We start from the raw sequence: 26,609 nt of genomic DNA, 5'->3' as shown, positions 1-26,609 counted from the left end.
TCATCGGTTCGTTGTCTGGCGCAGCAGCATGGTGCCACCGCGCTGAGTAAATTCAAGTTTGTTCAGGGCGCTCATGCCGAGCAGCACCTGATCGCCATGCAGCCCCGGCGCCACCAGTGCGCGGACGTCGCGCAGCACGATGTCACCGAGTTGCAGGCGGTCGATTTTGGTTCGATAGCCCTGGCTCAGGCCATTGGCCGTGCTCAGGGTCACACCGAAACCTTCCTCCAGCTTCAAACGCTTGGCAAGATCCGCCGGGATCGCCACATCGGTTGCGCCGGTGTCGAGCATGAACTCGACCGGTTCGCCGTTGATCTGACCGCTGGCGACAAAATGCCCTTGGGCATTGCCGGCCAGCTTCACCTCGATAAACCCTTCGCCCTGCTCCGAACTGACCACGACGTTCGGATTCTGCTGGCGTTGCTCCCACTGGCCAAAAAACCGCGTCGCCAGAAACAGCGCCGCGCACCATGCCAGAATCATCAGCACCCGACCGGCGCGCTTGCCCGGGGGTTGCTGGCTCAAGGCTTGGCGCTCCAGCCACCGTCAGGCGCGGCGAAGCGCCAGACGATCGGTCGAACCTCACCGTCGGCCCGCGGGCCGAAATTATTGTCGACGCCGACCCACGCACCATCAGCGTCGACGATCAGCGCCTCTTCCAGCCCGAAGTTCTGCGAATAACGGCGGTTGGCCTGCAACAATTCAGCGGCGTAAGACCAGCAACGTTCCACCTTGGCGGTCTGCGCATCGCGCCGACAAATCTGAAAGGCGTTGCGCTCAAGGGTAAACAATTTGCCGTTAAACAATGAAAGGTCGGAAAAGTCCCGGTCGACCGCTCTGGCCTTCGGGAACTGCGGCGGCTGCATTTCCTTACCGCCCTCGCTGAGCAGCACGCAACGACCGTCGCAATCCCACACCGTCTGCTGGCGCTTGATCAGCAGCAAGCCACGGCTTTGCCGTTCGGCAGCCAGCCACATCTGATCGCCCGCCGGATTGATCGCCAAGCCCTCGAAGATCGCATTGAAATGCAGGAGCATGCCGCTGGCCCGTGCTTCGCGAACCATCATCGGCGAGATCTTCAGCCAGTTGACCGGGCCGCTGACGGGCACCTGCAAGACTGCCGCATGGCCCTCGCTGACAATGTAGCGATTGCCGGCACTGTCGCAACTGATGCCTTCGAAATCCAGGTCGCCACCGCGCACGAACGATGCGGCCCAGTTGCGCGAGCGCAACCCCCACGGCAGACCGGTCTCCGGCACCAGGGGCACGTCGATGTGCAAGGCTTCGGCCTGCCAGACCTGATCGGCGGTATTGAGCCGATAGATCTGATCGTCATCGCGGTCCGACACCGTCCACAACTCGCTGCCACACATGGCCAGCCCCGACAGGTTACCGCCACGCATGCCGTCGACCGGGTGTTCGGAGAGCACGCGCAATTCCTGCAACGGCTCGGCCGACACGCTCATCGCACTCAGCAGCAACGCACCCGCCAAGGCCCAGCCAAACCGCATCAGGCCAGCACCTCGGCGAGGTTGCCTTTGGATTCGAGCCAGGTCTTGCGGTCACCGGCGCGTTTCTTCGCCAGCAGCATGTCCATCATTTCCGAGGTTTCAGCGAAGTCTTCGCCCAGTGTCAGTTGCACCAGGCGCCGAGTGTTCGGGTCCATGGTGGTCTCACGCAGCTGCGGCGGGTTCATTTCACCCAGACCTTTGAATCGGGTGACCTGGGGTTTGCCGCGTTTCTTCTCGGCGACCAGACGGTCGAGAATGCCGTCGCGCTCGGCTTCGTCGAGGGCGTAGTAGATTTCTTTGCCCAGGTCGATGCGGTACAGCGGCGGCATCGCCACGTAGACGTGACCGGCATCCACCAGCGGGCGGAAATGCTGGACGAACAAGGCGCAGAGCAGCGTTGCGATGTGCAGACCGTCGGAGTCGGCGTCGGCAAGGATGCAGATCTTGCCGTAGCGCAGCTGGCTCATGTCCGCCGCACCCGGATCGACACCGATGGCCACGGCGATGTTGTGCACTTCCTGGCTGGCGAGTACTTCGCTGCCGTCGACTTCCCAGGTGTTGAGGATCTTGCCGCGCAACGGCAGGATCGCCTGGAACTCTTTGTCCCGCGCTTGCTTGGCGGAACCACCAGCGGAATCACCTTCGACGAGGAACAGCTCTGAACGCATCGGGTCCTGCCCGGCGCAGTCCGCCAGTTTGCCCGGCAATGCTGGCCCCTGAGTCACACGTTTACGCTCGACTTTCTTGCTGGCCTTAAGACGACGACCGGCGTTGTTGATCGCCAGTTCCGCCAGGGCCAGACCGGTTTCCGGGTTGGCGTTGAGCCACAGGCTGAACGCATCCTTGACCACACCGGAGACGAACGCCGCCGCTTCACGCGATGACAGACGCTCTTTGGTCTGGCCGGAGAATTGCGGCTCCTGCATCTTCATCGACAGGACGAACGCGATGCGCTCCCAGACGTCTTCCGGCGCCAGCTTGACGCCGCGTGGCAGCAGGCTGCGGAATTCGCAGAACTCGCGCATCGCATCAAGCAGGCCCTGACGCAGACCGTTGACGTGAGTACCGCCCTGCGCCGTCGGGATCAGGTTGACGTAGCTTTCCTGCACCGCGTCGCCACCTTCCGGCAGCCACAGCAGGGCCCAGTCGACGGCTTCTTTATTACCGGCGAAAGCGCCGCAGAACGGCTCGTCCGGCAGGCGTTCGAATTCGCTGACGGCGTCGACCAGATACGAGCGCAGGCCATCTTCGTAATGCCACTCGACTTTCTCGCCGGTGCCTTTGTCTTCGAAGCTGACCAGCAGCCCCGGGCACAGCACAGCCTTGGCCTTGAGCACGTGCTTGAGGCGGCTGATGGAGAATTTCGGTGAATCGAAGTATTTCGGGTCCGGCGCGAAATAGACGCTGGTGCCGGTGTTGCGCTTGCCGACGGTGCCGACGATTTCCAGTTCCGAGGCTTTGAAACCGTCGTTGAAGGTCATCTGGTATTCGTTGCCGTCACGTTTTACGCGCACACGGACTTCGGTCGACAAGGCGTTGACCACGGAAATACCCACGCCGTGCAGACCGCCGGAGAACTGGTAGTTCTTGTTGGAAAACTTGCCGCCCGCGTGGAGCTTGGTGAGGATCAGCTCGACACCCGACACGCCCTCTTCCGGGTGAATGTCGACCGGCATGCCGCGACCGTCGTCGCTGACTTCCAGCGAGTGGTCGGCATGGAGGATGACCTGTACCGATTTGGCGTGACCCGCCAGGGCTTCGTCGACACTGTTGTCGATCACTTCCTGGGCGAGGTGGTTCGGCCGACTGGTGTCGGTGTACATGCCGGGGCGTTTGCGCACCGGGTCGAGGCCCGAGAGGACTTCGATGGCGTCGGCGTTATAAGAGCTAGCGCTGGGAGTGGCCATAGGGTCTCGTCGTCAATGTTCGGTGAAAAAAGAATTCATGGGGCCACAGCTCACAATGCGGAGAAATCGATGGCCTGATACAAATCGGCGCCAATGCCGGCAAAACTCAGCAACGCCGGCAATTGCCCGGCGAAACCCTGAAAACTGTGGTCGCCGCCGGCCTGAATACGCAAGGCGCAGGCGCGGTAATACTGCTGGGCGAGGCGATAGTCCAGTGTTTCATCGCCGGTCTGCAACCACACCTGATAGCGCTGCGCATCCTGAGGCGCCGGCACTTCCAGTTCGGCCAGGGCCGTGACGTGGTCGTGGGTCAATTCCCAGGTTTCATCGGTATACAGGTTTTTCTGTGGGCCCAGATAGCCGTCGAACATCCGGTGCGGGCTGACCGCCGGGTTGACCAGCAGGGCTTTCAGGCCATGGCGCTCGGCCAGGTGAGTCGCATAGTAGCCGCCGAGTGAGCTTCCCACCAGCAGCGGGCTGCCCAGTTCGGCAATCGCTTGTTCCAACTGACCGATGGCTTCGCGCGGGTGATGATGCAGGGCCGGGACACGCAATTTGTCGCTCAAACCCAGCTGCTCCATCACGGAGACCAGCTGACAGGCCTTTTTCGAGGCCGGAGCGCTGTTGAAACCGTGGATATAGAGGATCGAACCGGACATTTGAGCTCCCTGGGTGTCGGTTTGGGTTTGCGGAGTTTACAGGGAGAGAAGCGCGGATTGGGGGTGGTTTCGAGAAATTGGTCATTCAGCAGGGGCGGCCCTCACCCTAGCTCTCTCCCAAAGGGAGAGGGGACTGAATGGGGGGTATTCAAGAGCTACACCGACTTGAGCGAGCTTCAGCGAATCCATAATCGACACATTCTTTCAGGTCGATGGATAACGTCAGACACCTCGGTCGGCTCCCTCTCCCTCCGGGAGAGGGCTGGGCGGGCGGCGTTCCGATGAGGGCTATGATTTGTCGCTCAATAGCCGTTGGAGCCGTAATCAACCGTGAAGGCAAAATCGCTGACGCGTTCAACCCCGGTCTCCAACCGCCCATCCGGCAACAACCGCAACCAGCGATACCCCGGCGCCTGTTCACCCACCTTAAAGTCCACACTCCCCGGCTCAAACTGAATGCACGTCGAAGGCGAAGCCATCAACCGCACGCCATTGCGCTCACGGTCAATCTCCTGATGCACATGCCCCCACAACACCGCCCGGGCCTGCGGAAAACGATCCAGCACTTCGAAAAATGCCTCGGGATTGCGCAAACCGATCGGCTCCATCCACGCACAACCAATCGACACCGGATGATGGTGAAAGCACACCAGATGATGGCGCTCCGGCGCTTCGCTCAGCGAGCGGGCCAGCAGTTGCAATTGATCGTCCTGCAGAAACCCCGGCACCGAACCCGGCACCGCCGAATCCAGCAAAGTCACCCGCCAGTTACCGATATCGACCACCGATTCCAGCAAGGCACTCTGCACAGCGGCCTGGGCCATGATCATCGGTTCGTCGTGGTTGCCGGGAATCCAGCGCGCCGGGGCAGCGATCTGCGCGCTCATCTGGCGAAACTGCTGGTACGACTCCAGCGTGCCGTCCTGCGAAATATCGCCAGTGGCCAGAATCAGATCGATCTGCGGCTGTTGTTCCAGCACCAATTCGATGACCTTTTGCAGGCTTTCACGGGTGTTCATGCCCAGCAGCGTGCCGTCCGTTTCAGCAAACAGATGGCTGTCGGACAACTGCACCAGCAGCGCCGTATCGGCGGAGGTCAACGTGGATACGCTCGGCAAGGCGCTCTCCCAAGGCAAAAGCACGGAATCGATCAAGTGCCGCAATTATGCTGGGGGATCAGTGAAAGAGGAAACCGCCGAACCGGACGCAGTTCACAACTAGCGTACGACTTCGTACTCATGCCCCAACGCCAGACAGTGACTCAGCCATTCCCCCAGGAACAGATTGAGCTGAGCCTTTTCATCCGGCTGATGCATCGCCGCGTTCGGGTAAGGATAGATGCCGCGAAAGCGTCGTGCGTGTTCGGCGCTGATCACTTCGGCCATGCGCGCATCGTGGTAGACCTGGACTTCCAGTTGCGGCACCGGCAGCCATGGCAGGCTGTGTTCCTGGCGCACTTGCAAAGTGGTGGTGTACGGGCAGGTTTGCAGCACTTCGAGGGCCAGCACGCCGAGCATCTGCTCGCCCTGAGTGACGGCGATGCGCCGCGCCTCGGGTTCGTTGCGCATGTCCGGGACCAGTCGCATCAGGCGCGCGTAGTTGGCCTCGCAGGCGGCTTGCAGCCCCACGAGGTCGACTCGATAACGATCGCGCAGCTTGTTTACGACCATAACCCCCTCACTTCGGCGCGGTTCAGCGCCAGCCACTGCAAGGCGATGATGCTCGCCGCGTTGGCAATGCGACCGTCACGAACGGCCTGCAAGGCATCTTCAAAGGCCCAGACCGTGACGCGGATATCTTCTGCCTCTTCTTCCAGGCCATGCAGGCCGCCAACGCCTTCGGTGCTGCAACGCCCCAGATACAAATGCACAAACTCGTTACTGCCGCCCGGCGACGGGAAATATTTGGTCATCGGCCACAGGGCCTTGATGTCCAGCCCAGCTTCCTCCTGCGCCTCGCGGTGAGCAACTTCTTCCGGTTGCTCATCCTTGTCGATCAGACCAGCGACCAGTTCGACCAGCCACGGATTGTCGGTCTTGCCCATGGCGCCGACGCGGAACTGCTCGATCAACACCACTTCGTCGCGCTGTGGATCGTAGGGCAACATGCACACGGCATCGTGACGCACAAACACTTCACGGTTGATCTCGCGGCTCATGCCACCGGCGAACAATTCATGGCGCAGGTGCAAACGATCGAGTTTGTAAAAACCCTCGTAGCAGCGCTCGCGTCGCACGACGTCGACGGTGGTCGGAATGGCGTTGGCAAAATCAGTCATGAGCATCCTCTTTACTGCAGATCCATTACGAGGTTGCTGTTGGTGACTAGCAACCTCGACTTCGCGCCATCCTAACGCGCCCGAACGGTTTGATGCAGCCCCTTTACCGTCAGCGGGATGGACGGTGGAGGCGAAACCCACTCTAATTAGCTTAGTGGCGAACTGACTGCTTCTGCGAGAGTCGAAGCGGATATCTTTTTGCCTTCCCCTGCTTTCGAAAGGACGCCCATGTCGCTTTTCAAAATTGCCTCCGTGGCCGCCATCGCCCTGACCCTCGGCGCGTGCGCAAGCCTGTTCCAGCCCAACTACCGCACACCGCTGGAAACCACCCGCGATGCGTCGGAACAACTTAAGCCTGGATGTTCCAACCCTGATTGCCCGCTGGTGAACATCGACACCCTGCGCTTCCCGGCCGAACCTGCGCTGGACGGCATTATCGAAAAACGCCTGCTGCAAATGACCCGCACCGAGAAAAACGCCCCGGTGGCGCCAACCCTGGCGGCCTATCGCGAGCAGTTTCTGGCCAGTGCAGGGCCGCGCAACAGCAGCTACCTGCAAGCGAAAGTACGCGAGCAGCATGACGGCTTGGTGATCATCGAACTATCGAGCTACCTCGACACCGGCGGTGCGCATGGCACCCCGGGTCGCGGTTTCATCAACTATTCGCGTCAGCAGCACAAGGTGCTGAACCTGTCCGACATGTTGATGCCGGGTCAGGAAGAGGCATTCTGGAAAGCGGCGCAAGTCGCGCACAACAGCTGGTTGATCAGCACCAAGCTCGACCAGGAAGCGGACTTTGTGAAGAGCTGGCCGTTCGTGAAAACCCCGAACGTGGCGCTGACCTATGGCGGTGTGATCCTCAAGTACGACGTGAGCACCATTGCGCCTTACGCACTGGGCCACGTCGAACTGAAGATTCCCTACCCGCGTCTGAACGGCATTCTCAAGCCCGAGCTGTATCCCGGCCGTAACTGAAGGCCCGGCCCAGCACTAGCTGCAACAGCCCTGCCAGCACCAGCGCCGGCAGGGTTGCACCGACATCCGGATACAGATTCGCCAGCAAGTGGTAGGTGCTCACGCCACCCAGCCACGCAAACAACGCCGGCCAGCGCAACGCGGCTGACGCGACCTGAGCACTGCGCTTGCGCAGGATGAAGTGATCGACCAGCACCACGCCGAACAGCGGCGCAAACACCGAACCGATCAACAGCAGGAAATTCTGGTACTGCGCCAACGGCGCCAGCAATGCGATCAGCGTGCAGATCACGCCGATGGCCAAAGCCAGATGCTCGACTTTCAGGCGCAACAGAATCCCGCTCGATACCGCTGCCGAATGAATGTCGGCGAAGGCATTTTCCGACTCATCGAGCAGAATCAGCAGCAGCGGAATGCCCAGACCGGCACCGGCCAGTGCCAGTAACAGCGCATTAACTTCACCGCTCGGCGCAAAGGCCAGGGTGTAGGCGACGCCAAGGCTCATCAGCCAGAAGTTGCCGATAAAGAAACCGACCGCAGTGCCACCGAACACATTCTTCGCGCGCTTGCCGAAACGCGAGTAATCGGCGATCAGCGGCAGCCACGACAGCGGCATCGCGATAGCAATGTCGAAGCCCACGGCGAACGGCATCGAACCGTCACCGGCACGCGACCAGAGATCGGCCAGATCGGCTTTGGCGAACAGGTTCCAGGTCAGCCAGAGGCACGCCGCCAGCAACAGCCAGATGCCCCACTTGCGCAGAATCTGCCGGACGAAAGTCAGCGGGCCGCTGACCGCGAGCAACGTCGCCAACGCACCGAAAAACAGTGTCCACAACAGCGGGTTCGACCACAACGAACCTTCGCTGAACGCGCGGGTACCGAGCAGGCTGGCGGCGTCGCGCATGACGATGATTTCGAACGAGCCCCAACCGATCAGTTGCAGCAGATTCAGCAGCGCCGGCAGGCTCGCGCCCTTGCTGCCGAGGCTGAGTTTCAGCGCGGCCATCGACGACAGGCCGGTGTCGCTGCCGATCACGCCGACGGCGGCCAGCAGCAAAACGCCAACCAGCGTGCCGAGGAAAATTGCCAGCAGCGAACCGGACAGGCCCAGACCTGGCGCGAGCAATGCGCCGGTCTGCAAAACCATCAGGCCGATGCCGAGGGAGAACCACAGGGAAAACAGATCGCGACCGCCGAATACTCGCTTGTCAGCGGGCACGGCGAGATCTGGGGAATAGGTGCTGGGTTGAATGCTCAAGGGTGTTATCTCAGAGGGACATTTGTTGTTGTGTTGATCGCATTCGCGAGCAGGCTCGCTCCCACACTTGAATGCATTCCAAAGTGGGAGCGAGCCTGCTCGCGAAGGGGCCCTTGCAGGCCCCACCTTCTCGGGTCAGATCAAACCTTTTTGTACAGCTGACTGCCTTCCTTCTTGAACCGCTCGGCCTGTTCCGCCAGGCCTTTGGCGACGTCCACGTCGACCGCGTCGATCCGCTGGTTGGCCGCGTATTCGCGGACTTCCTGAGTGATCTTCATCGAGCAGAATTTCGGCCCGCACATCGAACAGAAGTGCGCGACCTTCGCCGAATCCTTCGGCAGGGTTTCATCGTGATACGAACGCGCGGTGTCCGGATCCAGACCGAGGTTGAACTGGTCTTCCCAACGGAACTCAAAGCGCGCCTTGCTCAAGGCGTTGTCGCGAATCTGTGCACCCGGATGCCCTTTGGCCAAGTCCGCTGCGTGCGCGGCGATCTTGTAGGTGATGATCCCGGTCTTCACGTCATCCTTGTTCGGCAGGCCCAGGTGTTCCTTAGGCGTCACGTAGCAGAGCATGGCGCAACCGAACCAGCCGATCATTGCCGCACCGATACCCGAGGTGATGTGGTCGTAGCCCGGCGCGATGTCGGTGGTCAGAGGGCCGAGGGTGTAGAACGGCGCCTCGTCGCAGCACTCCAGCTGCTTGTCCATGTTCTCCTTGATCAACTGCATCGGCACGTGGCCCGGGCCTTCGATCATGGTTTGCACGTCGTGCTTCCAGGCGATCTTGGTCAGTTCGCCGAGGGTTTCCAGTTCGCCGAATTGCGCGGCATCGTTGGCGTCGGCAATCGAACCCGGACGCAAGCCATCACCCAGCGAGAAGCTGACGTCATAGGCTTTCATGATTTCGCAGATTTCTTCGAAATGCGTGTAGGCGAAGTTTTCCTTGTGATGCGCCAGGCACCACTTGGCCATGATCGAACCACCACGGGAAACGATACCGGTCACGCGTTTGGCGGTCAGCGGCACGTAGCGCAGCAACACGCCGGCGTGAATGGTGAAGTAGTCGACGCCCTGCTCGGCCTGCTCGATCAGCGTGTCGCGGAACAGCTCCCAGGTCAGGTCTTCGGCCGCGCCACCGACTTTTTCCAGTGCCTGATAGATCGGCACCGTGCCGATCGGCACCGGCGAATTGCGGATGATCCACTCGCGGGTTTCATGAATGTGCTTACCGGTGGACAAGTCCATGATGTTGTCCGCGCCCCAGCGAATACCCCAGGTCAGTTTCGCCACTTCCTCTTCGATGGACGAACCCAAGGCACTGTTGCCGATGTTGCCGTTGATCTTCACCAGGAAGTTACGGCCGATGATCATCGGTTCCAGTTCGGTGTGGTTGATGTTGGCCGGAATGATTGCACGGCCACGGGCGATCTCTTCACGGACAAATTCCGGGGTGATGATTTTCGGCACGCTGGCGCCGAAGCTGTGACCCGGGTGTTGTTGGTCCAGCAGGCCGGCGGCGCGGGCCACTTCAAGTTTCATGTTTTCGCGGATGGCGACGAATTCCATCTCGGGCGTGATGATGCCCTGACGCGCGTAGTGCATCTGCGTGACATTGCCACCGGCCTTGGCGCGGCGCGGGTTATTGACGTGGGCAAAACGCAGTTTGGTCAATTCCGGATCAGCGAGGCGCTCGCGACCGAAGTTGGAACTCAGGCCCGCCAGGCGCTCGGTGTCGCCACGGTCATCGATCCACGCCGAACGCACATCGGCCAGGCCTTTGCGCACGTCGATCACCACGTTCGGATCGGTGTAGGGGCCCGAGGTATCGTAAACGGTCACCGGCGCGTTGATTTCGCCGCCGAAATCGGTCGGCGTCACGTCGAGGGTGATTTCGCGCATCGGCACGCGGATGTCCGGGCGAGAGCCCTGAACGTAGACTTTTTGCGAACGGGTGAACGGTTTGACCGATTGTTCATCGACCTTGGCCGAGTCACTCAGGTTGATCGCGTTTTTTGATTTTGTCGTCATCACGGGCTCTCCAGACAGCATCCAGGCAGTGGATTGTCGGAGCAGAACCTGAAAGGCACGGACGCACCAGGACCGGTGCTGTGCCTCGTCGTCGAGCGTTCGATTGTCGAACAATTCCCCGGACGAAGCACAAGAGGACTCGCCGGGTGACGAGAAATCTTGTTCCCTACGCAGGCGCTAACCTGATCAGGTTCAACGGGATCCGAAATTATTCGATCTCAGCCTCATAGCAAGGCACCCCGACAAGAACCCGGCCAGTCTAGACACAACCGGCATAGAACGCCAACACCGCAGCAAACACCATGATGAATGGCATAAATACAGGGGCTTGGCCGATTGTTGTGAGGCAAATGCGCAACTACACTCGCTTTGCCCCGCCACGCCTTGACGCTGTGGGGCCTGCGCCTTACCTTTGGCGCCCGGATTACTTCCATAATATTAATGCTAGGGATCGCCTCATGCTGCGCAAACTCTCACTGGCTCTTGCCGTGTCTTGTGCGTCCAACGCAATGGCCTGGGCAGCAGAAGCGCCCTTGTCGACCAAAACCGATCTGGTCAGCGTCTATCAGGAGGCGGTCGACAACAACGCCGACCTCGCCGCAGCCCGCGCGCAGTACGGCGCACAGAAAGAAGTGGTGCCACAGGCCCGCGCCGGTCTGCTGCCGAACCTGTCAGGCGGCGCTGAGGTGGCCAATGTGCGGACGTCGATCGATCAGCCCTCGGCCACTGCCAACCGCAGCGCTCACTCCTACCAGGCGACTCTGGCCCAGCCGTTGTTCCGCGCCGATCGCTGGTTCCAGTACCAGGCGGCCAAGGACGTCAACGAGCAAGCAGCGCTGCAACTGTCGGCGACCGAACAGAACCTGATCCTGCAATCGGCCGAAAGCTATTTCAACGTGCTGCGCAGCCAGGACAACCTCGCCTCGACCAAAGCTGAAGAGGCCGCGTTCAAGCGCCAGCTTGACCAGTCCAACGAACGCTTCGATGTCGGCCTGTCGGACAAGACCGACGTGCTGCAATCGCAAGCCAGCTACGACACCGCACGGGCCAACCGCATCGTTGCCCAGCGTCAGGTCGATGATGCCTTCGAAGCGCTGATTACCCTGACCAACCGCCAGTACAACTCGATTCAGGGCATCGTCCACACGTTGCCGATCCTGCCGCCGGCGCCGAACGACGCCAAGGCGTGGGTCGATACTGCGGCGAAACAGAACCTCAATCTGCTGGCGAGCAACTTCGCCGTCAGCTCCGCCGAGCAGACCCTCAAGCAGCGCAAGGCCGGCCACTTGCCGACCCTCGATGCCGTAGCCAAATACGAAAAGGGTGACAACGACGCCCTCGGCTTTTCCAACCCGAACGCCTTTGGCGTGCCGTACCGTGACAATGTCGAACAGAGCACGGTCGGCCTGCAATTGAACATCCCGATCTACAGCGGCGGACTGACCAGCTCGCAAGTGCGCCAGTCGTATGAGCAACTGAATCAGAGCGAACAACAGCGCGAATCCCTGCGCCGGCAGATCGTCGAGAACACCCGCAACCTGCACCGCGCGGTGAACACCGACGTCGAGCAGGTGCAGGCGCGTCGCCAGTCGATCATCTCCAACCAGAGCGCAGTGGAAGCCACGGAAATCGGTTATCAGGTCGGTACGCGCAACATCGTCGACGTGCTCGATGCGCAGCGCCAGCTGTACACCTCGGTGCGCAACTACAACAACACGCGTTATGACTACATCCTCGACAACCTGCGCTTGAAGCAGGCGGCGGGAACGTTGAACCCGGGGGATCTGGAAGATCTGCGGCGGTATCTGAAGGCTGACTACAACCCGGACAAGGATTTCTTGCCGCCGGATCTGGCCAAAGCGGCCGAGGCGCAGCTCAAGGCCCGGCCTTAAGCCTTAAAAACAAAAGATCGCAGCCTTCGGCAGCTCCTACAGGAAACGTATTCCAATGTAGGAGCAGCCGAAGGCTGCGATCTTTTTTGCTTTACTTGATCAGTCGGCCCAAACCATCCAGCAAACGCTGCAACGCGCCCTGATTGCGGCGCATCACCGCCAGCCCGGCGTCGGCCATACGCTGCGCATCGCGCGGCAGCTCAAACAGGCGCTGCACTTCCACGGCCAGCCCTTCGGCATCATCGACCTCGGCCAACGCTCCGGCTTCGCGCAATTGCGCGGCGATGTCGAGGAAGTTGAACAGGTGCGGGCCGCTGATCACCGGTTTGGCCAAGGCTGCCGGCTCCAGCAGATTGTGCCCGCCGTTGGCTACCAGGCTGCCACCGACAAACGCGCTGTCCGCCAAGGCATAGAGAAACAGCAACTCGCCCATGGTGTCGCCGAGCAGCACGCTCGTCTGCGCATCGAGATTTAAGCCGGTCGAACGCCGCACCGTGGCAAAGCCTTCGCGCTGGCACAGTTCGAACACCGAGTTGAAACGCTCCGGGTGACGCGGCACCAGAATCAGCAACGCATCCGGGTGATTGGCCAGCAAGCGGCGATGGGCGTCGAGGATCACTTCGTCCTCGCCTTCATGGGTGCTGGCGGCAATCCACACCGGACGCTCCAGCGCCTGCCACTGGCCACGCAAGTCAGCTGCACGTTGCAGCAGTTGCGGATCGATGGTCAGGTCGAACTTGATCGAGCCGGTGACCTCGACGGTTTCCGGGCGCGCACCGAGATCGCGGAAGCGCTGGGCTTCGGCTTCGGTCTGCACGGCGAACAAACTCATTTCGGCGAGCATCGGCGCGGTCAGTTTGTCGAAGCGGCCATAGCCTTTGGCGGAACGCTCGGACAAGCGTCCATTGGCCAATGCCACCGCAATTCCGCGCTTGGCGCACTGATGAATGTGATTGGGCCACAGCTCGGTTTCCATGATCACTGCGAGCTTGGGCTGAACGCGATCAAGAAAACGCGCCGCCGCACACGGCAAGTCATACGGCAGATAACAATGCTGGATGCGCGGCTCGTTAGCGAACAGCGCCTGAATCCGCTCCGAACCGGTCGGGGTCATGCAGGTCACGGTGATCGGCAGTTGTGGATAACGTTGCAGCAAAGCGCGAATCATCGGCGCGGCGGCAATGCTTTCGCCCACCGACACTGCGTGCACCCAGATGCCGCCGGGTTGCAGCGTCGGCATGCCGTAGGAGAAACGTTCGCCAATCCGTCTGGCATACGCCGGCGCCTTGCGCGCACGCAGCCATAGCCGAATCGCCACCAATGGCAGCCCCAGGTAAAACAGCGCGGTGTAGAGAGTTCTATTCATGGCGGCGGAGTTTATCGACTTTTGTCGCCGATCGCCCGCAAGTGCACGGCAAAACGTTCGGCCAGCCAGCGCGCGGCCGGGCCGAGCGGTTCGTCGCGGCGCCAGACCAGTTCCACCACCAGTGCCGGCGGGGTCCATTCGCTGTCGAGTTCGACCATCAAGCCCTGATACGCGGAGTATTGCACCACATGCCGGGGCAACCAGGCCCAGCCGAGGTCGCGCACCAGCCATTCGGACATCACGTAAAAACTGTCGGCGCGCCATACCTGCGGGCTGGCCGGCTCGTTGCCGGGATAGACACTGGTTTGCGTCGACATCAACAATTGCCGGTGCTGCGCCAGTTGCTGGCAGGTCACGTAAGACTGCTTCGCCAGCGGATGATTGATGCCGCAGACCGTGACCATTTCGACGCTGCCGAGCACCCGGCGCTCCAGCGCTTCGGGGATTTCATCGTGATAGAACAACAGGCCGAGGTCGGCACGACGCTCGACCAGCTTGCGCGCGACTTCGCCTTGCGCGGCGCTGGTCAATTGCACTTCCAGGCTGGGAAACTGCTCGGCCAGTTCACCGAAACTTTCCACCAGTGCCTGATAGGGCATCGCCTCATCCTGCGCCACGCGCAGTTGTGCTTCCTGGCCGCGCAGCATCGCCATCGCCCGACCGTTTAGGCGCTCGCATTGACGCAGGACTTCACGTGCCTCTTCCAACAGCGCTTCGCCCGCCTCGGTGAGCGTTGGCTGACGGCCGCTGCTACGCTCGAACAGGCTGACGCCCAGGTCATCTTCGAGCATGGCAATCGCGCTGCTGATCGCCGACTGCGCTTTACGCTGCTGGCGCGCCACGGCGGAAAACGAGCGGTGTTCGGCGACGTCGACAAACACCCGCAGTTGATCCAGATTCCACTGCATGCTGATTCACCTACCCATCTCTATAACAGATAGGTAATGACTTTACCCCATCTGGCGAATCACTAGAATGCCGCCTCAGCAAGCAACGTTTCACATTGAGGATTTGAACCATGAACGCCTACGCCTACCTGGCTATTGCCATCTGCGCCGAAGTGATCGCCACCGTGTCGATGAAAGCGGTCAAAGGTTTCAGCACGCCACTGCCATTGGTGCTGGTCATCGTCGGCTACGCGATCGCGTTCTGGATGTTGACCCTGGTGGTACGCACCGTTCCGGTTGGCGTGGCCTACGCGGTCTGGGCCGGCATGGGCATTGTGATGGTCAGCGTGGCGGCGCTGTTTATCTACGGGCAGAAACTGGATATCCCGGCGATGCTCGGGATGGCGTTGATCGTGCTCGGCGTCGTCGTGATCCAGTTGTTCTCCAAGACCGCCGGCCATTAACTGCCAGACACAATCCCCTGTGGGAGCGAGCCTGCTCGCGAAAGCGGCGTATCAGTCAACACATATGTCGACTGGCATTCCCTCTTCGCGAGCAGGCTCGCTCCCACATTGGCCCCTATGTTCAACCTGTTGATCATCGACAAATCCCGCGCTTTCCCGAGTCTGTATACTGCGCCCTCGTCTTGAACACTGAGGTCGCTGCATGCCATCCGTTATTTCCACCGACGTTCTGATTGTCGGCGCTGGTGTCGCCGGCCTCTGGCTGAACGCGCGCCTGCGCCGCCAGGGTTTTTCGACCGTGCTGGTGGAAAGCGCCAGCCTCGGCGGCGGGCAGAGTGTGAAGTCCCAAGGCATTATCCACGGCGGCGCCAAGTACGCGTTGCACGGCGCGCTGACTGGCGCCTCGGAAGCCATCGCCGACATGCCGCGCCGCTGGCGTGAAGCGCTGGCCGGCAGTGGCGAGCTGGATCTGTCCGGCGTGCGCCTGCTGTCCGAGGCCCATTACCTGTGGTCGCCGGGTACTCTGGCGGGCAACCTCACCAGTTTCTTCGCCAGTAAGGCCGTGCGCGGCCGGGTCGACCAGGTCAAGGGCGAGCAATTGCCGCCGGCCCTGCAAGACAAACGCTTCAAGGGCAAGGTCTATCGCCTCGCCGAATTGGTGGTTGACGTGCCGAGCCTGATCCAGCGTCTGGCCGATCTGGCCGGTGACGGCCTGCTCGCCGGGCAAACCATCGAGCCGCTGCTGGAAGCGGGCGTGCTGGTCGGCTTGAGAGTCGACGGTCGCGAGATTCGCGCGCAACGTATTGTCCTCAGTGCCGGTGCCGGCACGGCTCAACTACTCGAAGCCCTCGGCTTGAGCCAGCCGGCCATGCAACGCCGCCCGCTGCACATGATCATCGCCAAAGGCCCAGGTCTGAAGCCGCTGTACGCCCACTGCCTGGGCGGCGGCACCAAACCGCGCATCACTGTGACCACGCATCCGGCCGCTGACGGCCAGTGGGTCTGGTACATGGGTGGCGACATCGCCGAAAGCGAAGGTGTGAACCGCGAGCCGGCCGAGCAGATTGCCACCGCGCAGAAAGAGATCGCGCAATTGTTACCGTGGATCGACCTCAGCACTACACAATGGGCGACCCTGCGGGTTGACCGTGCCGAGCCACTGCAAACCGGGCTGACGCGCCCGGACAACGCCTTCCTTGCCGAGCAAGGCCGCTTGCTGGTCGGCTGGCCGACCAAACTGGCGCTGGCGCCGGACTTCGCTGACCGGGTCATCGCCGCCCTGGAGCGCGACGGCATCCAGCCACAAGCCACAGAACCATTGCCCGCGCTGCCAAAACCACCGCTGGGCGTTCCTGCCTGGGAGCAATTGCTGCCATGACCATTGCCACCCTGCACAATCTGCATCGTCCCTTGGGCAGCACCGGCCTGACGGTTTCGCCGCTGGGCCTGGGCACAGTCAAACTCGGCCGCGACCAAGGGGTGAAATACCCCAACGGATTTCAGATCCCCGGCGATGATGAAGCGCGGATGCTGCTGCGTCAGGCGCGCGATCTGGGCATCAACCTGATCGACACCGCCCCGGCCTACGGTCGCAGCGAAGAACGACTTGGCCCGTTGCTACACGGCCAACGACAAGACTGGGTGATCGTCAGCAAGGTTGGCGAAGAGTTTGCCGATGGCCTCTCGCATCACGATTTCAGCGCAGCACACACACGGATGTCGGTGGAGCGTAGCCTGCAACGTCTTGAAACCGATTTTATCGACCTGGTGCTGGTGCATTCCGACGGCAACGACATGGCGATCCTCGAGCACGAAGAGGTCTACGCGACACTCGCCGCGCTCAAGGCCGAGGGCAAGATTCGCGGCTTCGGTTTTTCCGGCAAAACCGTCGAGGGCGGTTTGAAAGCGCTGGAGCAAGGCGACTGTGCGATGGTCACCTACAATCTGAACGAACAAAACGAGAAGGCTGTCATTGACTATGCTGCTGCCCACGGCAAAGCCATTCTGGTGAAAAAAGCCCTGGCCAGCGGTCACGTCTGTTTGAGTCCGGGCGTGGATCCGGTGCGCGCCAGCTTCGAATTGCTGTTCGCGCAACCTGGCGTGGCCAGTGCTATTGTCGGGACGATCAATCCGCTGCACCTCGCCCACAACGTTGCGACCGTTGCCCAGGTCCTACGTGGTCACTGACGCCGCTTCGCGGCCTTAAGCAGGAGCCGATATGCCGCGCACGCTCATCAGAAAGAACCCGAGCAACTTCAAGACCCTGCCGTTGTACGTCGAAGCCACCCCCGAAGGTCTGACCTACCAGAGCGTCGGCATGCCGCTGAACTTTGCGCAGACCTTGCAGCGGCGTAAACCGGTGAGCGTGGCTGACACCGAGCGCTTCTCGCTGGAACTGGCCAACCTCGGGGTTTCCGTGCGCCTGACCCTGCATTGGCAGAATCGCGACTACTGGGTGCTGGTGCGCCAGCGCCGTCAGGATCGTGGCGATGTCGTGCTCAAATTGATTTCCGGTTACGTGCCGGCGCATGAACTGAATATTCCGCTACACACGGCCATTCAGGAAATTGCCGAAGAGTGTTTGCTGGAAACACCGGAAGGCTGGCTCGGCGGACGTTTCAACGACACCTGGCTGCCGGCGCCCTACTCCGCTGCACTGCATTATCGCGAAGCGCTGCCGTTTCGCCTGACCCCGCTGTCCGGCTCAGCGCGACCGATACGTAGCGCCAATCTGCAATTGCTCGAACGCCCACGGGCCTACGTGCATCTGCCGACCGCATCGCTGCAATTGATCTACGACTTGCGTCTGGATGTGCCCAAGGAAGCCAAGTCCCTGAGCCTGTTCCACGTCGACGAACGCCTGGAGGGTGATCAACTGGTGGCCCGACTCGACCGCAAACGGCCCGACCTGTACTTGATGCCCCTCAAGGACGGCGCGCCATTGGCAGAGTTGTACACGCTCAAGCGCGACAAACTGGTACCGGCGAGCACCCGGGGTCTTTATCTGGCCGAGAGCTTTGCAACACAAACCGGCTGGGTTGTGCGCGAAGAGCGGATTCGCTGGAAGGACTGGGTCGTACAACAAGGCCTGCAACCGGCAAAGCCTCCTCGCGCAGGCCTCAAGCAATTGAGTCTGAAGGCATTGCGCCTGGTGGGTATCGGCAAGAAACGCGCGAGCAAATAGCCGACTGACATCTTTTACTTCGAGCGAAACAGCTTTTGCCACCAACGACGAGATTGCAGGGGCACCACGATAACGTCTGAAGCCTGAAGCCAGTTCCGCTCATAATCCCAGGCATGGCCACCCCACAGTTTTCCTGCTTCGTTGGAAAAACCCAGGGTCATGAGCTGGTAGGTAAAACCAGCATGGCCGCGCAACCAGTCAAACAGCACCAGCGTGCTGAACCCCGTAGAAGGTCCAGCGAAGAGCTTACCTGAGGGGCGATTGACCGGATAGTTCAACAGCGGCGGCAAGGGAATACGATCCATGTACATGGCTACCCCCGGCAGCGCAGACATCGGAGTTATCGACCCCAGCAAGAGGGTGAAACAACGCTCGCTCGCCTGATCTAACAGCCGCTGCACATCAGGTCCGCAGGGCAACCCGAAAAAGTATGCATCCGGCGCATTGCATCCGTGCACGAAAATATTCACGCTTCGCGAATTGAGCAGTGATGCCTTGATGCAGGTATTGAAACTGACGACGACGTCATTGGCGCCAATGTTCAGCGCCTGAAAATCCGCCGCAGTGATCGCTGGATTGTTCGCGATCAGTACGACCCGGCCCGCACGACTCAGACACTCACGCAATGGTTCAGGCAACGCGTCCACAATAGACTGGTCACCGCCGGGTAGTGCATCAAGCGCCATGTGCTCGTTTTTCATTCAGACCAGTACCTTCATCCCGTAACGCAGCTTCACCCAGAATCGAGTAAACGCCGAGGGCGGCTGCCATGGGCGCATCTCACGCTGGATTTCCGTGGCCAGTGCCTGACCGACACGGGCAAAGGAATAACGGCTTTGCGCGAACTCCTGGCCATTGCGGGCGATGCGCTCTGCCAGTTCCGGGTCGCTCTGCAGCAGCTGGATCTTTTCCACCGCTTCATCTGCGCTGCGGTAGAACACGGTGTTGTGCATGTCTTCAAAGCCGAGCAGACGGTCTTCTTCACCCTGACTCCAGGCCAGCAGCACACAACCGCAGGCCATGGCTTCGTAGTTCTTGATCATGAACTCGTTCATGCCGATGTCGGCGCTGACGAAAATCCTGATGCGATTGAGCGTCTGCAGATATTCCGCACCCGACTTGGTACGGGTCACCAGCATCCCGGTTCGCTGCGAGAGCGACTCGAGCATGGCTTTGCGCTCGGCATATTCGGTGCTTTTCAAGCTGCCAAGAAAACCGATGGGAATGTCCCGCTCGACGCCGGTATTGTGCAACATCTGCTCGTCATAACCTTTGGAGACGAACACCGTATCGATGCCTTCAGCAAGCATCTTGCGCGCGACCACGGCACCGGACACCAGCGCCCGGCAACTCGGCAGGCGACGGTAGAGCCGTGAATACACGCCGCGGTATTTACTCGCTGGCATGTAGTTCTGGTAGGCGTCGTGTTCGAGGAAGACCAGCCCGGGGATGCATTTAAGCACCTGCAGTTGCGTGGCCAGACGTTTGACCCGGGAGAAAATCACCACGCGATCGAAGGTCTGGTAATCGACCGAGGCCAGAAACGACCCCAGATTCAACTGCTGTTTTTTGCTCAAACGATAGATGAAACACTCATCACAGTTCTGCTGCACGATGTCGTAGAGCCGGTCGAGAATGACCCGCTGCTCGTCCATCACCAGGAGCATGACTTTCATAGGTTAATTGACCACGCGACGTAGGCAGGCAAGCGCATCGGATTCAAAGCTGCCTACATCAACGGAAACGGTAAAATCCCCAAGGCAAAATCCGTTCACACGCAGTACACAACGGTAAAAATTCATCTGATCAACGACTGCGGATCTTCTCGACAATCGCAGTTGTCGAGCTGTTTTCCACCAGTCCCAGCACCTTTACGGTACCGCCATAAGCAGTGACGATATCAGCGCCGACTACCTGATCGATGCCGTAATCGCCGCCCTTGACCAGCACGTCCGGTTTGACCTCGCGCAGCAGGTTCTCCGGGGTGCCTTCAGGGAAACTGATCACCCAGTCCACAGCGCCGAGGCCGGCGAGAACCGCCATGCGCCGGTCAACACTGTTGATCGGGCGGCCCGGGCCTTTGAGACGGCTGACCGAAGCATCATCGTTGACCGCGACAATCAGCCGGTCGCCCTGTGCCCGCGCCTGCTCCAGGTAGGTCACATGGCCGGCATGGAGGATGTCGAAGCAGCCGTTGGTGAAGACGATCCTCTCGTTGTGCGCACGGGCATCGGCCACGGCGAGCAGCAACTGCTCCAGCCCCAACACTCCGCGCTCGGAACCTTCTTCACGCTGAATGGCGCGACGCAGTTCCGGGGCGCTGATGGCGGCCGTACCGAGTTTGCCAACCACGATGCCGGCGGCCAGGTTGGCCAGCGCAACGGCGTGGGGCAGGTCTTCACCGGCGGCAATCGCTGCCGCCAGGGTGGAGATCACCGTGTCACCGGCACCGGTGACATCAAACACTTCACGGGCACGGGCCGGCAGGTGCAGCGCCGGCTGATCCGGACGCAACAGGGTCATGCCATGTTCGCCGCGCGTTACCAGCAGCGCACCGAGTTCGAGGTCGTGCATCAGGGCGGCGCCCTTGCTCACCAGCTCATGCTCATCGACGCAACCGCCGACGATGGCTTCGAATTCGCTGAGATTGGGGGTGATCAGGCTGGCGCCGCGATAAATCGAGAAGTCCTTGCCCTTTGGATCGGCCAGCACCGGAATGTTCTTCGCGCGAGCGGCCTGGATCAGCGCCTGATGGTTTTTCAGGGCGCCTTTGCCGTAATCGGAGAGCACCAGCACCTTGATGCCTTCGAGCAGGTCGTCGACCTGCGAACCAAGGGCCAGAGCGTCGGTGGCGAACGGTTCTTCAAAGTCGATACGCAGCAGTTGCTGGTGCCGGCTCATGACCCGCAGCTTGACGATGGTTGGCTGGTGCGCGATGCGCTGGAACAGAGCACGTACGCCCGCGCCTTTGAGACTGTTGCTCAGGCTGTCGGCGGCTTCGTCATCGCCGGTCACACCGACCAGCGACGCCGGCGCACCCAGCGCGGCAATGTTCAAGGCAACGTTCGCGGCACCGCCCGGACGGTCTTCGATCTGCTCGACCTTAACGACCGGCACCGGCGCCTCAGGGGAAATCCGTGAGGTTCCGCCATGCCAGTAACGGTCGAGCATGACATCGCCGACTACCAAGACCGGGGCTTGATCGAAACGCGGCATGGACAACTTCATGGAGCAACCCACATACAAAATGAACAGGGGCGCGATATTAACACAGGGTAAAGCGCCGTCCGCCTCAATCTGAAAGGTCGCGCACCCAGAACAACTCGTGACGCCGGACCGCCTTGCGGAAAAACTCGTTACTGCCCGTTTCAGGCCAGCGACGGCCGGCCAGAGCCTGCTGGATCCAGCGGCGCAATTGCCGTTTGAACGCCTGTCCGCCCTGCAGATCGTGCTCCATGGCCAGCGCCATGGCTTTGTCCAGTTGCACGTCAGCCGACAGCAGCGGACTCCACAGGCGATCAGCCGGTAGCGGCTCGATGGCGGGAGGCAGCGGAACACCCGCACCGGCAGGCCCCATCGGCCAGCGATCATTGTCGTGCAGGTGATTGGCGTACAGCAGCAGGGTCGCCGGTTTCCAGCTACTGCGTTCGATAGCCTCAAGCAGCGCTTGGGTCGACGCTACATGATCACTGTGGGGATCGAGTTCAGGATGCGGCGTAACGACCACTTCCGGGCGATAGTGCTCAAGCAGGGCCGTCAGATCACCCAGCAGGTTTTGCCAGGTCGGCTGCCCGTCAACGTCGGCGGGCAGGGTCAACGGGTTATGCTGGCGCACACTGCGAATATCGTTTTCCTGCGATTCCCGGGAGCCGAACGCCTGGGTCGGCGCTTCGGCCATCGACGGCAGTTGCAGGCAGTAATAGCCCAATTGCACACAACGCTCGGCAGGCACGCCCCCCCACAGCGGAATCACCAGGCTGTCCCAACTGCGCAAGCGGCCCTTCAATCGTGCTGCTGCGGCTTGATCAAGGCCCAGCCGCTGAAAGTCTTCAGCCTCGATCTCACCCTGGGTCAGGGTGACGATGCTGACGTCTTTGCATCGACTGTACAGACCGAAGGCGGCGAGTTCTGCATCATCGGCATGGGGCGCGATGACCATGACCCGCTGGCGGCTGTAGTCCGGATTGGCCATGACCCACAACACGCCCGTCGCAGCAGGTACGCAATATCGGCCACGCAGCGTCAGAGTCCCTTGCGCCAGCGCATCGACCTGCCCCGACAGATTGAGGAAACGCCGCCCTCTGACGCCCCGCTCCAGATCCTGACGATCATCGCCCACCTCAACATAGGGATCGAGCCAGCGCCCCAGCCAGGTGGACTTCACTTCGAGTTCGAGTACCAATGTCTCGCCCTGCGCCAGCGGTTCGCTCAGGCCTACCACGCCGCCCTCAAGACTCACGGCCTGCCGCGCGGTTTGCGGCGGAAAGTCGTATTGATAGTCGTCGGTAGGCCGGTAGAACAAATGGTCGGCAAACCAGGCCTCGTGAGCGACCCAGGCCAGCACCAGCAACAACGGCACCAGCCACCACGCGATCAGCACGCCGATCAGCAACAGCGCCAGCACAAAGGCGATCAGGAACAGACGCTTGTTGCGCCGATGAGCCTTGAGAAGCTGTTGCTTGCGAGCGCTCATGAATTCAGACCTTGTAGACCGGCACCGTGTGGCACCAGCGATCCTTGTACTCTCGGTCGGCACGACCGAATGAATAACGCAGAGGTTTGCCCAGCGCTTGCGCGTGCGCCCAGGCCTCTTGGGTATTGACGAAACTCAGCACACTGCCGGGGCTGAACTCGCGGCTCTGCGGGTCGACACCACCGTTGATGTATTCCAGCGAAACCCATTGCGGGGCCTCGACGCGATAGAGCACCTGAATGGCCACGGGTGCCGATTCGAGCATCACCACCGAACCGGTCATGAACTCGCGCAGCAAGGTAAAGACCTCAACCAGCCCGGCCTTGCCCGGCACCTCGAAGCCCCAGCGCCGCTGAAACAGATCGCCGTAAGCGGCAGCCTGTTCCTGCGGCGTAAAGTCGGACATCGGCACCAGCGATCCGCCCGCCTCTTCCAGCAGGCGCTGTTCGCGACGCTGGTTGTAGCGGAACTTCTTCGAATATTCTTCCGGCAACCGGGCCAGCGCCAGGCCCTCAGGCTGTGGCTTCAGCGTGCTGATCTGCCCGGCATTGAGCTGGGACACATAAGCCACGCGCTGACGCAACGGCACGATGACGTCTGGCGCGATCGGCAGAATGATTTCCGCATTGCCCATGTCCAGCAAGCCACGCTTGCCCTCGCGCTTGAGCACTTCCTTGGACAAGGCAACATGCCGCCCCCAGCAAGGGATGGCGGCCAGCACATCACCGCCAACGACCCAGCCCAGGTAGCGCAACTCGATGCCAAGGAACGTCGACAAGCGCTCGACGACTTCGGGGTGTGTAGCAAAGCTGCCACCGAAACGTTGCCAGGCGCGGGCGTAGCTGTCCCGGTCGATCTCGGTCCAGCCACGTTCGCGAAAGCTGCGAAACATCGTCAGCATACGTCGGTCGCGTGTGCCGGCTGAGGCTCGTCACCCTCTTCAAACTCTTTGGCATGCAGACGGGCGTAGTAGCCGTTTTGCTCAAGCAGTTGCGCGTGAGAGCCGCGCTCAACAATACGGCCCTCATCCATGACCAGAATCAGGTCGGCTTTCTCGATGGTGCTCAAACGGTGGGCGATCACCAGGGTCGTGCGGTTTTTCACCACATGATCCAGGGCGGCCTGAATATGCCGCTCCGACTCGGTATCGAGCGCGGAAGTGGCCTCGTCGAGAATCAGCAGCGGTGCATCCTTGAGCAACGCCCGGGCAATGGCGATGCGCTGACGCTGGCCGCCGGACAGCAGCACGCCGTTTTCGCCGACCATGGTTTCGTAGCCTTGCGGCATCTTGATGATGAACTCATCGGCATAGGCTTCGGTGGCCGCGCGCTTGACCTCATCGAACGGCGCACCGGCCAGATCACCGTAGGCGATGTTGTTGGTCACCGTATCGTTGAACAGCGTGACCTGTTGGGTCACCAGAGCAATCTGCCGACGCAGGCTGCGCAAGGTGAAGTCCTGCACCTGCACGCCATCGAGCAGGATCTGGCCCTGCGCATGATCATGCTGATAGAAGCGCGGAATCAGGCTGGCCAGGGTCGATTTGCCACTGCCCGAGCGGCCGACCAAGGCAACCATTTGCCCCGGTTCGACGACGAAACTGATGTCATTGAGCACCGCTTTGTCGGTGTCAGGATAGTGGAAGCTCAGATTGCGCACTTCCAGACGGCCTTCGAGACGATCCTGCTCGACCGTACCCTGATCCACTTCCGCCGGCTCATCCAGTTGCTCGAAAATACTTTCGGCACCGGCGACACCTTTCTGAATCGTCGAGCTGACCTCCGACAACTGACGGATCGGCTTGGGCAACAAGCCAGCCATGGTGATGTAAGCCACCAGATCGCCCGGCGAAGCGTCGCCGCGAAGGTACAGGACGAGGAACATGACCACCGCCATGGCGCTGTACGTCACCAGTTGCAGCATCGGCGTGTAAACCGCGCCGGTCTTGGTCATCGTCAACTGCTTGTCGGTGTTGCTCTGGCTGGCATCGCGAAAGCGATCCTTTTCGTACTGCTCGCCGCCAAAACTGCGCACGACGCGATAGCCGTGAATGGTCTCGGACGCGACGTGCGTGACGTTGCCCATCGAGACCTGGATCTTCTTGCTTTGCTTGCGGAATTTTTTGCTGGTGCTGTTCACCATCAAACCGATCAACGGCAGGATGGCGACCATCACCAGCGTGAGCTTCCAGTTCATCCACAACAGCGTGCAGAACAGGAAAATCACGGTCATGCCTTCACGGATGACGACTTTGATTGCATCCGTTGCCGCGCCGGTGACCATGGTCACGTTGAAGGTGATTCGGGAAATCAGGTGGCCGGAATTGTTCTTGTCGAAGAAGCGATTGGGCAACTCCAGCAATTTATTGAACAACACCACCCGCAGGTCATGCACCAGGCCCAGAGAAACCCGCGCCAGGAAGAAGTTGCCCAGGTAAGAACCCACGCCCTGCCACAACGCGATGAAGACGATCATCAGTGGCACGGTTTCGAGCAACTGCAGCTTGCCCAGATAAGGGTTGCCCGGGAACAGACTGGCTTCAGGATTGGCCAGACCGTCGACAAAGTACTTGAGGATGTAAGCGAGCATCGGCTGAGTCGATGCGAAGATCAGAAACCCGACGATGCTGAGAAGGAAAAGGCCGGCATAAGGCCGCACGTAAGCCAAAAGGCGGAAATAGATCGCCAGCGTGGACTGGGCTTTCGGTTCAGGACTGCTCATGGTGATCCGCGCAATTCAGTGAGGCGCCGATGATATCACACGCGTTTTTGCCCCGATAAACATGACTTCGAACCAGCTTTCGACCAAGTCGGTTAAGATACCCCGCTAATGATGGGGAGCCGGATATGCAATCGATTGATCACAGCACTTACGAGGCACTGCGCGAGGGTGCACACGTATTGGAAGCCGACGGTTCCGGCGACAAGGTGCTCAGATTGGCCGATGGACGCATGCTCAAGCTGTTCCGCCGCAAGCGGCTGCTCAGTTCGGCACTGTTCTACCCCTATGCACAACGCTTTGCCGACAATACCCGGGCCCTCGAACAACGCGGCATCCTCTGCCCCAAAGTCATCGCGGTCTACCGCATCCCGAGCATCGAACGTGACTGCGTGTATTACAGCCCGCTGGAAGGCAATACAGTGCGTCAGCTACAAGGCACTGACGAAGAGGCTGACACACTGAGATTCCAGCTGGGCGGGTACTTCGCCCTGCTGCACGAAAAAGGTGTGTACTTTCGATCACTGCACTTTGGCAACGTCGTGCAGACCCCCGACAAGCGTTTGGGCCTGATCGACATTGCCGACCTGCGCTGCCAGAAGCACGCGCTCAGTGACAGTAAACGCCTGCGCAACTTCGCGCATTTGCTGCGCTACAAGGAAGACCGCCAATGGCTGCTCGGCCAGGACGCCGGCGACACGTTTATCGAGGGCTATCGGCAGGCACTGCCGAGCAATCGGCAAGCGCCGCTGATCTCGCGCCTGCGTCCGCTGCTCGGTTAAAC

24 protein-coding genes and 1 riboswitch are annotated in these 26,609 nt (G+C 60.7%); of the genes, 7 read left to right on the top strand and 17 right to left on the bottom strand.

Going from position 1 to position 26,609, the window contains the following annotated elements:
• The 7 genes from HU754_RS03605 to HU754_RS03575 form a co-directional block, all read right to left on the bottom strand.
• Nucleotides 1-525 (bottom strand): retropepsin-like aspartic protease family protein, encoded by a 525-nt coding sequence (locus HU754_RS03605; protein ID WP_007915776.1) that lies wholly within the window; start codon nt 523-525, stop codon nt 1-3.
• Nucleotides 522-1,511 (bottom strand): esterase-like activity of phytase family protein, encoded by a 990-nt coding sequence (locus HU754_RS03600; RefSeq protein WP_099757828.1) that lies wholly within the window; start codon nt 1,509-1,511, stop codon nt 522-524. The genes HU754_RS03605 and HU754_RS03600 overlap by 4 nt, the downstream gene beginning before the upstream one ends.
• A complete protein-coding gene (gene parE / locus HU754_RS03595; RefSeq protein WP_095047278.1) occupies nt 1,511-3,418 on the bottom strand; it encodes a DNA topoisomerase IV subunit B in 1,908 nt (635 codons plus the stop codon). Before parE ends, HU754_RS03600 begins: the two co-directional genes overlap by 1 nt.
• Before the next feature lie 50 nt (nt 3,419-3,468).
• Complete coding sequence (locus tag HU754_RS03590) at nt 3,469-4,077, bottom strand: YqiA/YcfP family alpha/beta fold hydrolase (RefSeq protein WP_116255780.1); 609 nt, start codon at nt 4,075-4,077, stop codon at nt 3,469-3,471.
• Between the two features lie 302 nt (nt 4,078-4,379).
• Nucleotides 4,380-5,195 carry a 3',5'-cyclic-AMP phosphodiesterase gene (gene cpdA / locus HU754_RS03585; protein ID WP_186621173.1) on the bottom strand — a complete coding sequence of 272 codons (816 nt, stop codon included), beginning with the start codon at nt 5,193-5,195 and terminating at the stop codon, nt 4,380-4,382.
• Nucleotides 5,196-5,294: 99 nt separating this feature from the next.
• Nucleotides 5,295-5,747: a DUF1249 domain-containing protein gene (locus HU754_RS03580; RefSeq protein WP_042557354.1), complete on the bottom strand. Its 453-nt coding sequence runs from the start codon at nt 5,745-5,747 to the stop codon at nt 5,295-5,297.
• The gene (locus HU754_RS03575; RefSeq protein ID WP_093430152.1) at nt 5,738-6,355 is read right to left on the bottom strand and encodes an NUDIX domain-containing protein; all 618 of its coding nucleotides are present in this window, start codon (nt 6,353-6,355) and stop codon (nt 5,738-5,740) included. Before HU754_RS03575 ends, HU754_RS03580 begins: the two co-directional genes overlap by 10 nt.
• A gap of 228 nt (nt 6,356-6,583) precedes the next feature.
• On the opposite strand from HU754_RS03575, the gene HU754_RS03570 reads away from it, so the two are divergent.
• On the top strand, nt 6,584-7,330 hold the full coding sequence (locus HU754_RS03570) for an RsiV family protein (protein ID WP_186621175.1): 747 nt from the start codon (nt 6,584-6,586) through the stop codon (nt 7,328-7,330).
• Here the strand turns inward: HU754_RS03570 and cytX are convergent.
• Nucleotides 7,299-8,591: a putative hydroxymethylpyrimidine transporter CytX gene (gene cytX / locus HU754_RS03565; RefSeq protein ID WP_186621177.1), complete on the bottom strand. Its 1,293-nt coding sequence runs from the start codon at nt 8,589-8,591 to the stop codon at nt 7,299-7,301. The genes HU754_RS03570 and cytX overlap by 32 nt on opposite strands.
• A gap of 140 nt (nt 8,592-8,731) precedes the next feature.
• Complete coding sequence (thiC, locus tag HU754_RS03560; protein WP_186621179.1) at nt 8,732-10,621, bottom strand: phosphomethylpyrimidine synthase ThiC; 1,890 nt, start codon at nt 10,619-10,621, stop codon at nt 8,732-8,734.
• A 146-nt stretch (nt 10,622-10,767) separates the two neighbouring features.
• Nucleotides 10,768-10,873: riboswitch (TPP riboswitch) on the bottom strand.
• 206 nt (nt 10,874-11,079) lie between these two features.
• Here thiC and HU754_RS03555 point away from each other — a divergent pair.
• Nucleotides 11,080-12,513, top strand: a complete 1,434-nt coding sequence (locus HU754_RS03555) for a TolC family outer membrane protein (protein WP_093430148.1) — start codon at nt 11,080-11,082, stop codon at nt 12,511-12,513.
• Between the two features lie 91 nt (nt 12,514-12,604).
• On the opposite strand, the gene waaA is transcribed toward HU754_RS03555, so the two are convergent.
• Together waaA and HU754_RS03545 are read right to left on the bottom strand one after the other, a co-directional pair.
• A complete protein-coding gene (waaA, locus tag HU754_RS03550; protein ID WP_186621182.1) occupies nt 12,605-13,879 on the bottom strand; it encodes a lipid IV(A) 3-deoxy-D-manno-octulosonic acid transferase in 1,275 nt (424 codons plus the stop codon).
• An 11-nt stretch (nt 13,880-13,890) separates the two neighbouring features.
• Nucleotides 13,891-14,787 (bottom strand): LysR family transcriptional regulator, encoded by an 897-nt coding sequence (locus HU754_RS03545; protein ID WP_093430146.1) that lies wholly within the window; start codon nt 14,785-14,787, stop codon nt 13,891-13,893.
• A 110-nt stretch (nt 14,788-14,897) separates the two neighbouring features.
• On the opposite strand from HU754_RS03545, the gene HU754_RS03540 reads away from it, so the two are divergent.
• From HU754_RS03540 to HU754_RS03525, 4 genes are all read left to right on the top strand, one after another.
• On the top strand, nt 14,898-15,230 hold the full coding sequence (locus HU754_RS03540; protein ID WP_016985677.1) for a DMT family transporter: 333 nt from the start codon (nt 14,898-14,900) through the stop codon (nt 15,228-15,230).
• Nucleotides 15,231-15,432: 202 nt separating this feature from the next.
• Nucleotides 15,433-16,608: an NAD(P)/FAD-dependent oxidoreductase gene (locus tag HU754_RS03535; protein WP_186621188.1), complete on the top strand. Its 1,176-nt coding sequence runs from the start codon at nt 15,433-15,435 to the stop codon at nt 16,606-16,608.
• Complete coding sequence (locus HU754_RS03530) at nt 16,605-17,417, top strand: aldo/keto reductase (protein WP_186621190.1); 813 nt, start codon at nt 16,605-16,607, stop codon at nt 17,415-17,417. Before HU754_RS03535 ends, HU754_RS03530 begins: the two co-directional genes overlap by 4 nt.
• Before the next feature lie 31 nt (nt 17,418-17,448).
• Nucleotides 17,449-18,414 carry a metal ABC transporter ATPase gene (locus HU754_RS03525; protein ID WP_186621192.1) on the top strand — a complete coding sequence of 322 codons (966 nt, stop codon included), beginning with the start codon at nt 17,449-17,451 and terminating at the stop codon, nt 18,412-18,414.
• A 14-nt stretch (nt 18,415-18,428) separates the two neighbouring features.
• Here HU754_RS03525 and HU754_RS03520 read toward each other — a convergent pair whose 3' ends face one another.
• From HU754_RS03520 to msbA, 6 genes are all read right to left on the bottom strand, one after another.
• Nucleotides 18,429-19,115, bottom strand: coding sequence for a hypothetical protein (locus tag HU754_RS03520; protein ID WP_186621199.1), 687 nt, complete (start codon nt 19,113-19,115; stop codon nt 18,429-18,431).
• Nucleotides 19,116-20,090: a glycosyltransferase family protein gene (locus tag HU754_RS03515; protein WP_186621201.1), complete on the bottom strand. Its 975-nt coding sequence runs from the start codon at nt 20,088-20,090 to the stop codon at nt 19,116-19,118. It abuts the gene before it with no gap.
• Nucleotides 20,091-20,220: 130 nt separating this feature from the next.
• Entirely contained in the window at nt 20,221-21,642 is a 1,422-nt protein-coding gene (hldE, locus tag HU754_RS03510) for a bifunctional D-glycero-beta-D-manno-heptose-7-phosphate kinase/D-glycero-beta-D-manno-heptose 1-phosphate adenylyltransferase HldE (protein ID WP_034151682.1), read from the bottom strand.
• A 64-nt stretch (nt 21,643-21,706) separates the two neighbouring features.
• A complete protein-coding gene (locus HU754_RS03505; protein WP_186621209.1) occupies nt 21,707-23,107 on the bottom strand; it encodes a PIG-L deacetylase family protein in 1,401 nt (466 codons plus the stop codon).
• Between the two features lie 4 nt (nt 23,108-23,111).
• Nucleotides 23,112-24,008: a GNAT family N-acetyltransferase gene (locus HU754_RS03500; RefSeq protein WP_186621211.1), complete on the bottom strand. Its 897-nt coding sequence runs from the start codon at nt 24,006-24,008 to the stop codon at nt 23,112-23,114.
• The gene (msbA, locus tag HU754_RS03495; RefSeq protein ID WP_093430136.1) at nt 24,002-25,828 is read right to left on the bottom strand and encodes a lipid A export permease/ATP-binding protein MsbA; all 1,827 of its coding nucleotides are present in this window, start codon (nt 25,826-25,828) and stop codon (nt 24,002-24,004) included. The genes HU754_RS03500 and msbA overlap by 7 nt, the downstream gene beginning before the upstream one ends.
• A 125-nt stretch (nt 25,829-25,953) precedes the next feature.
• Here msbA and HU754_RS03490 point away from each other — a divergent pair, with 125 nt between their 5' ends.
• Nucleotides 25,954-26,607: a toluene tolerance protein gene (locus HU754_RS03490; RefSeq protein WP_186621213.1), complete on the top strand. Its 654-nt coding sequence runs from the start codon at nt 25,954-25,956 to the stop codon at nt 26,605-26,607.
• Nucleotides 26,608-26,609: the final 2 nt, after the last annotated feature.

Source organism: Pseudomonas zeae (genome assembly GCF_014268485.2).
Taxonomy (GTDB): Bacteria; Pseudomonadota; Gammaproteobacteria; order Pseudomonadales; family Pseudomonadaceae; genus Aquipseudomonas; species Aquipseudomonas neuropathica.
This window is presented reverse-complemented; position numbering and strand designations above follow the sequence as displayed.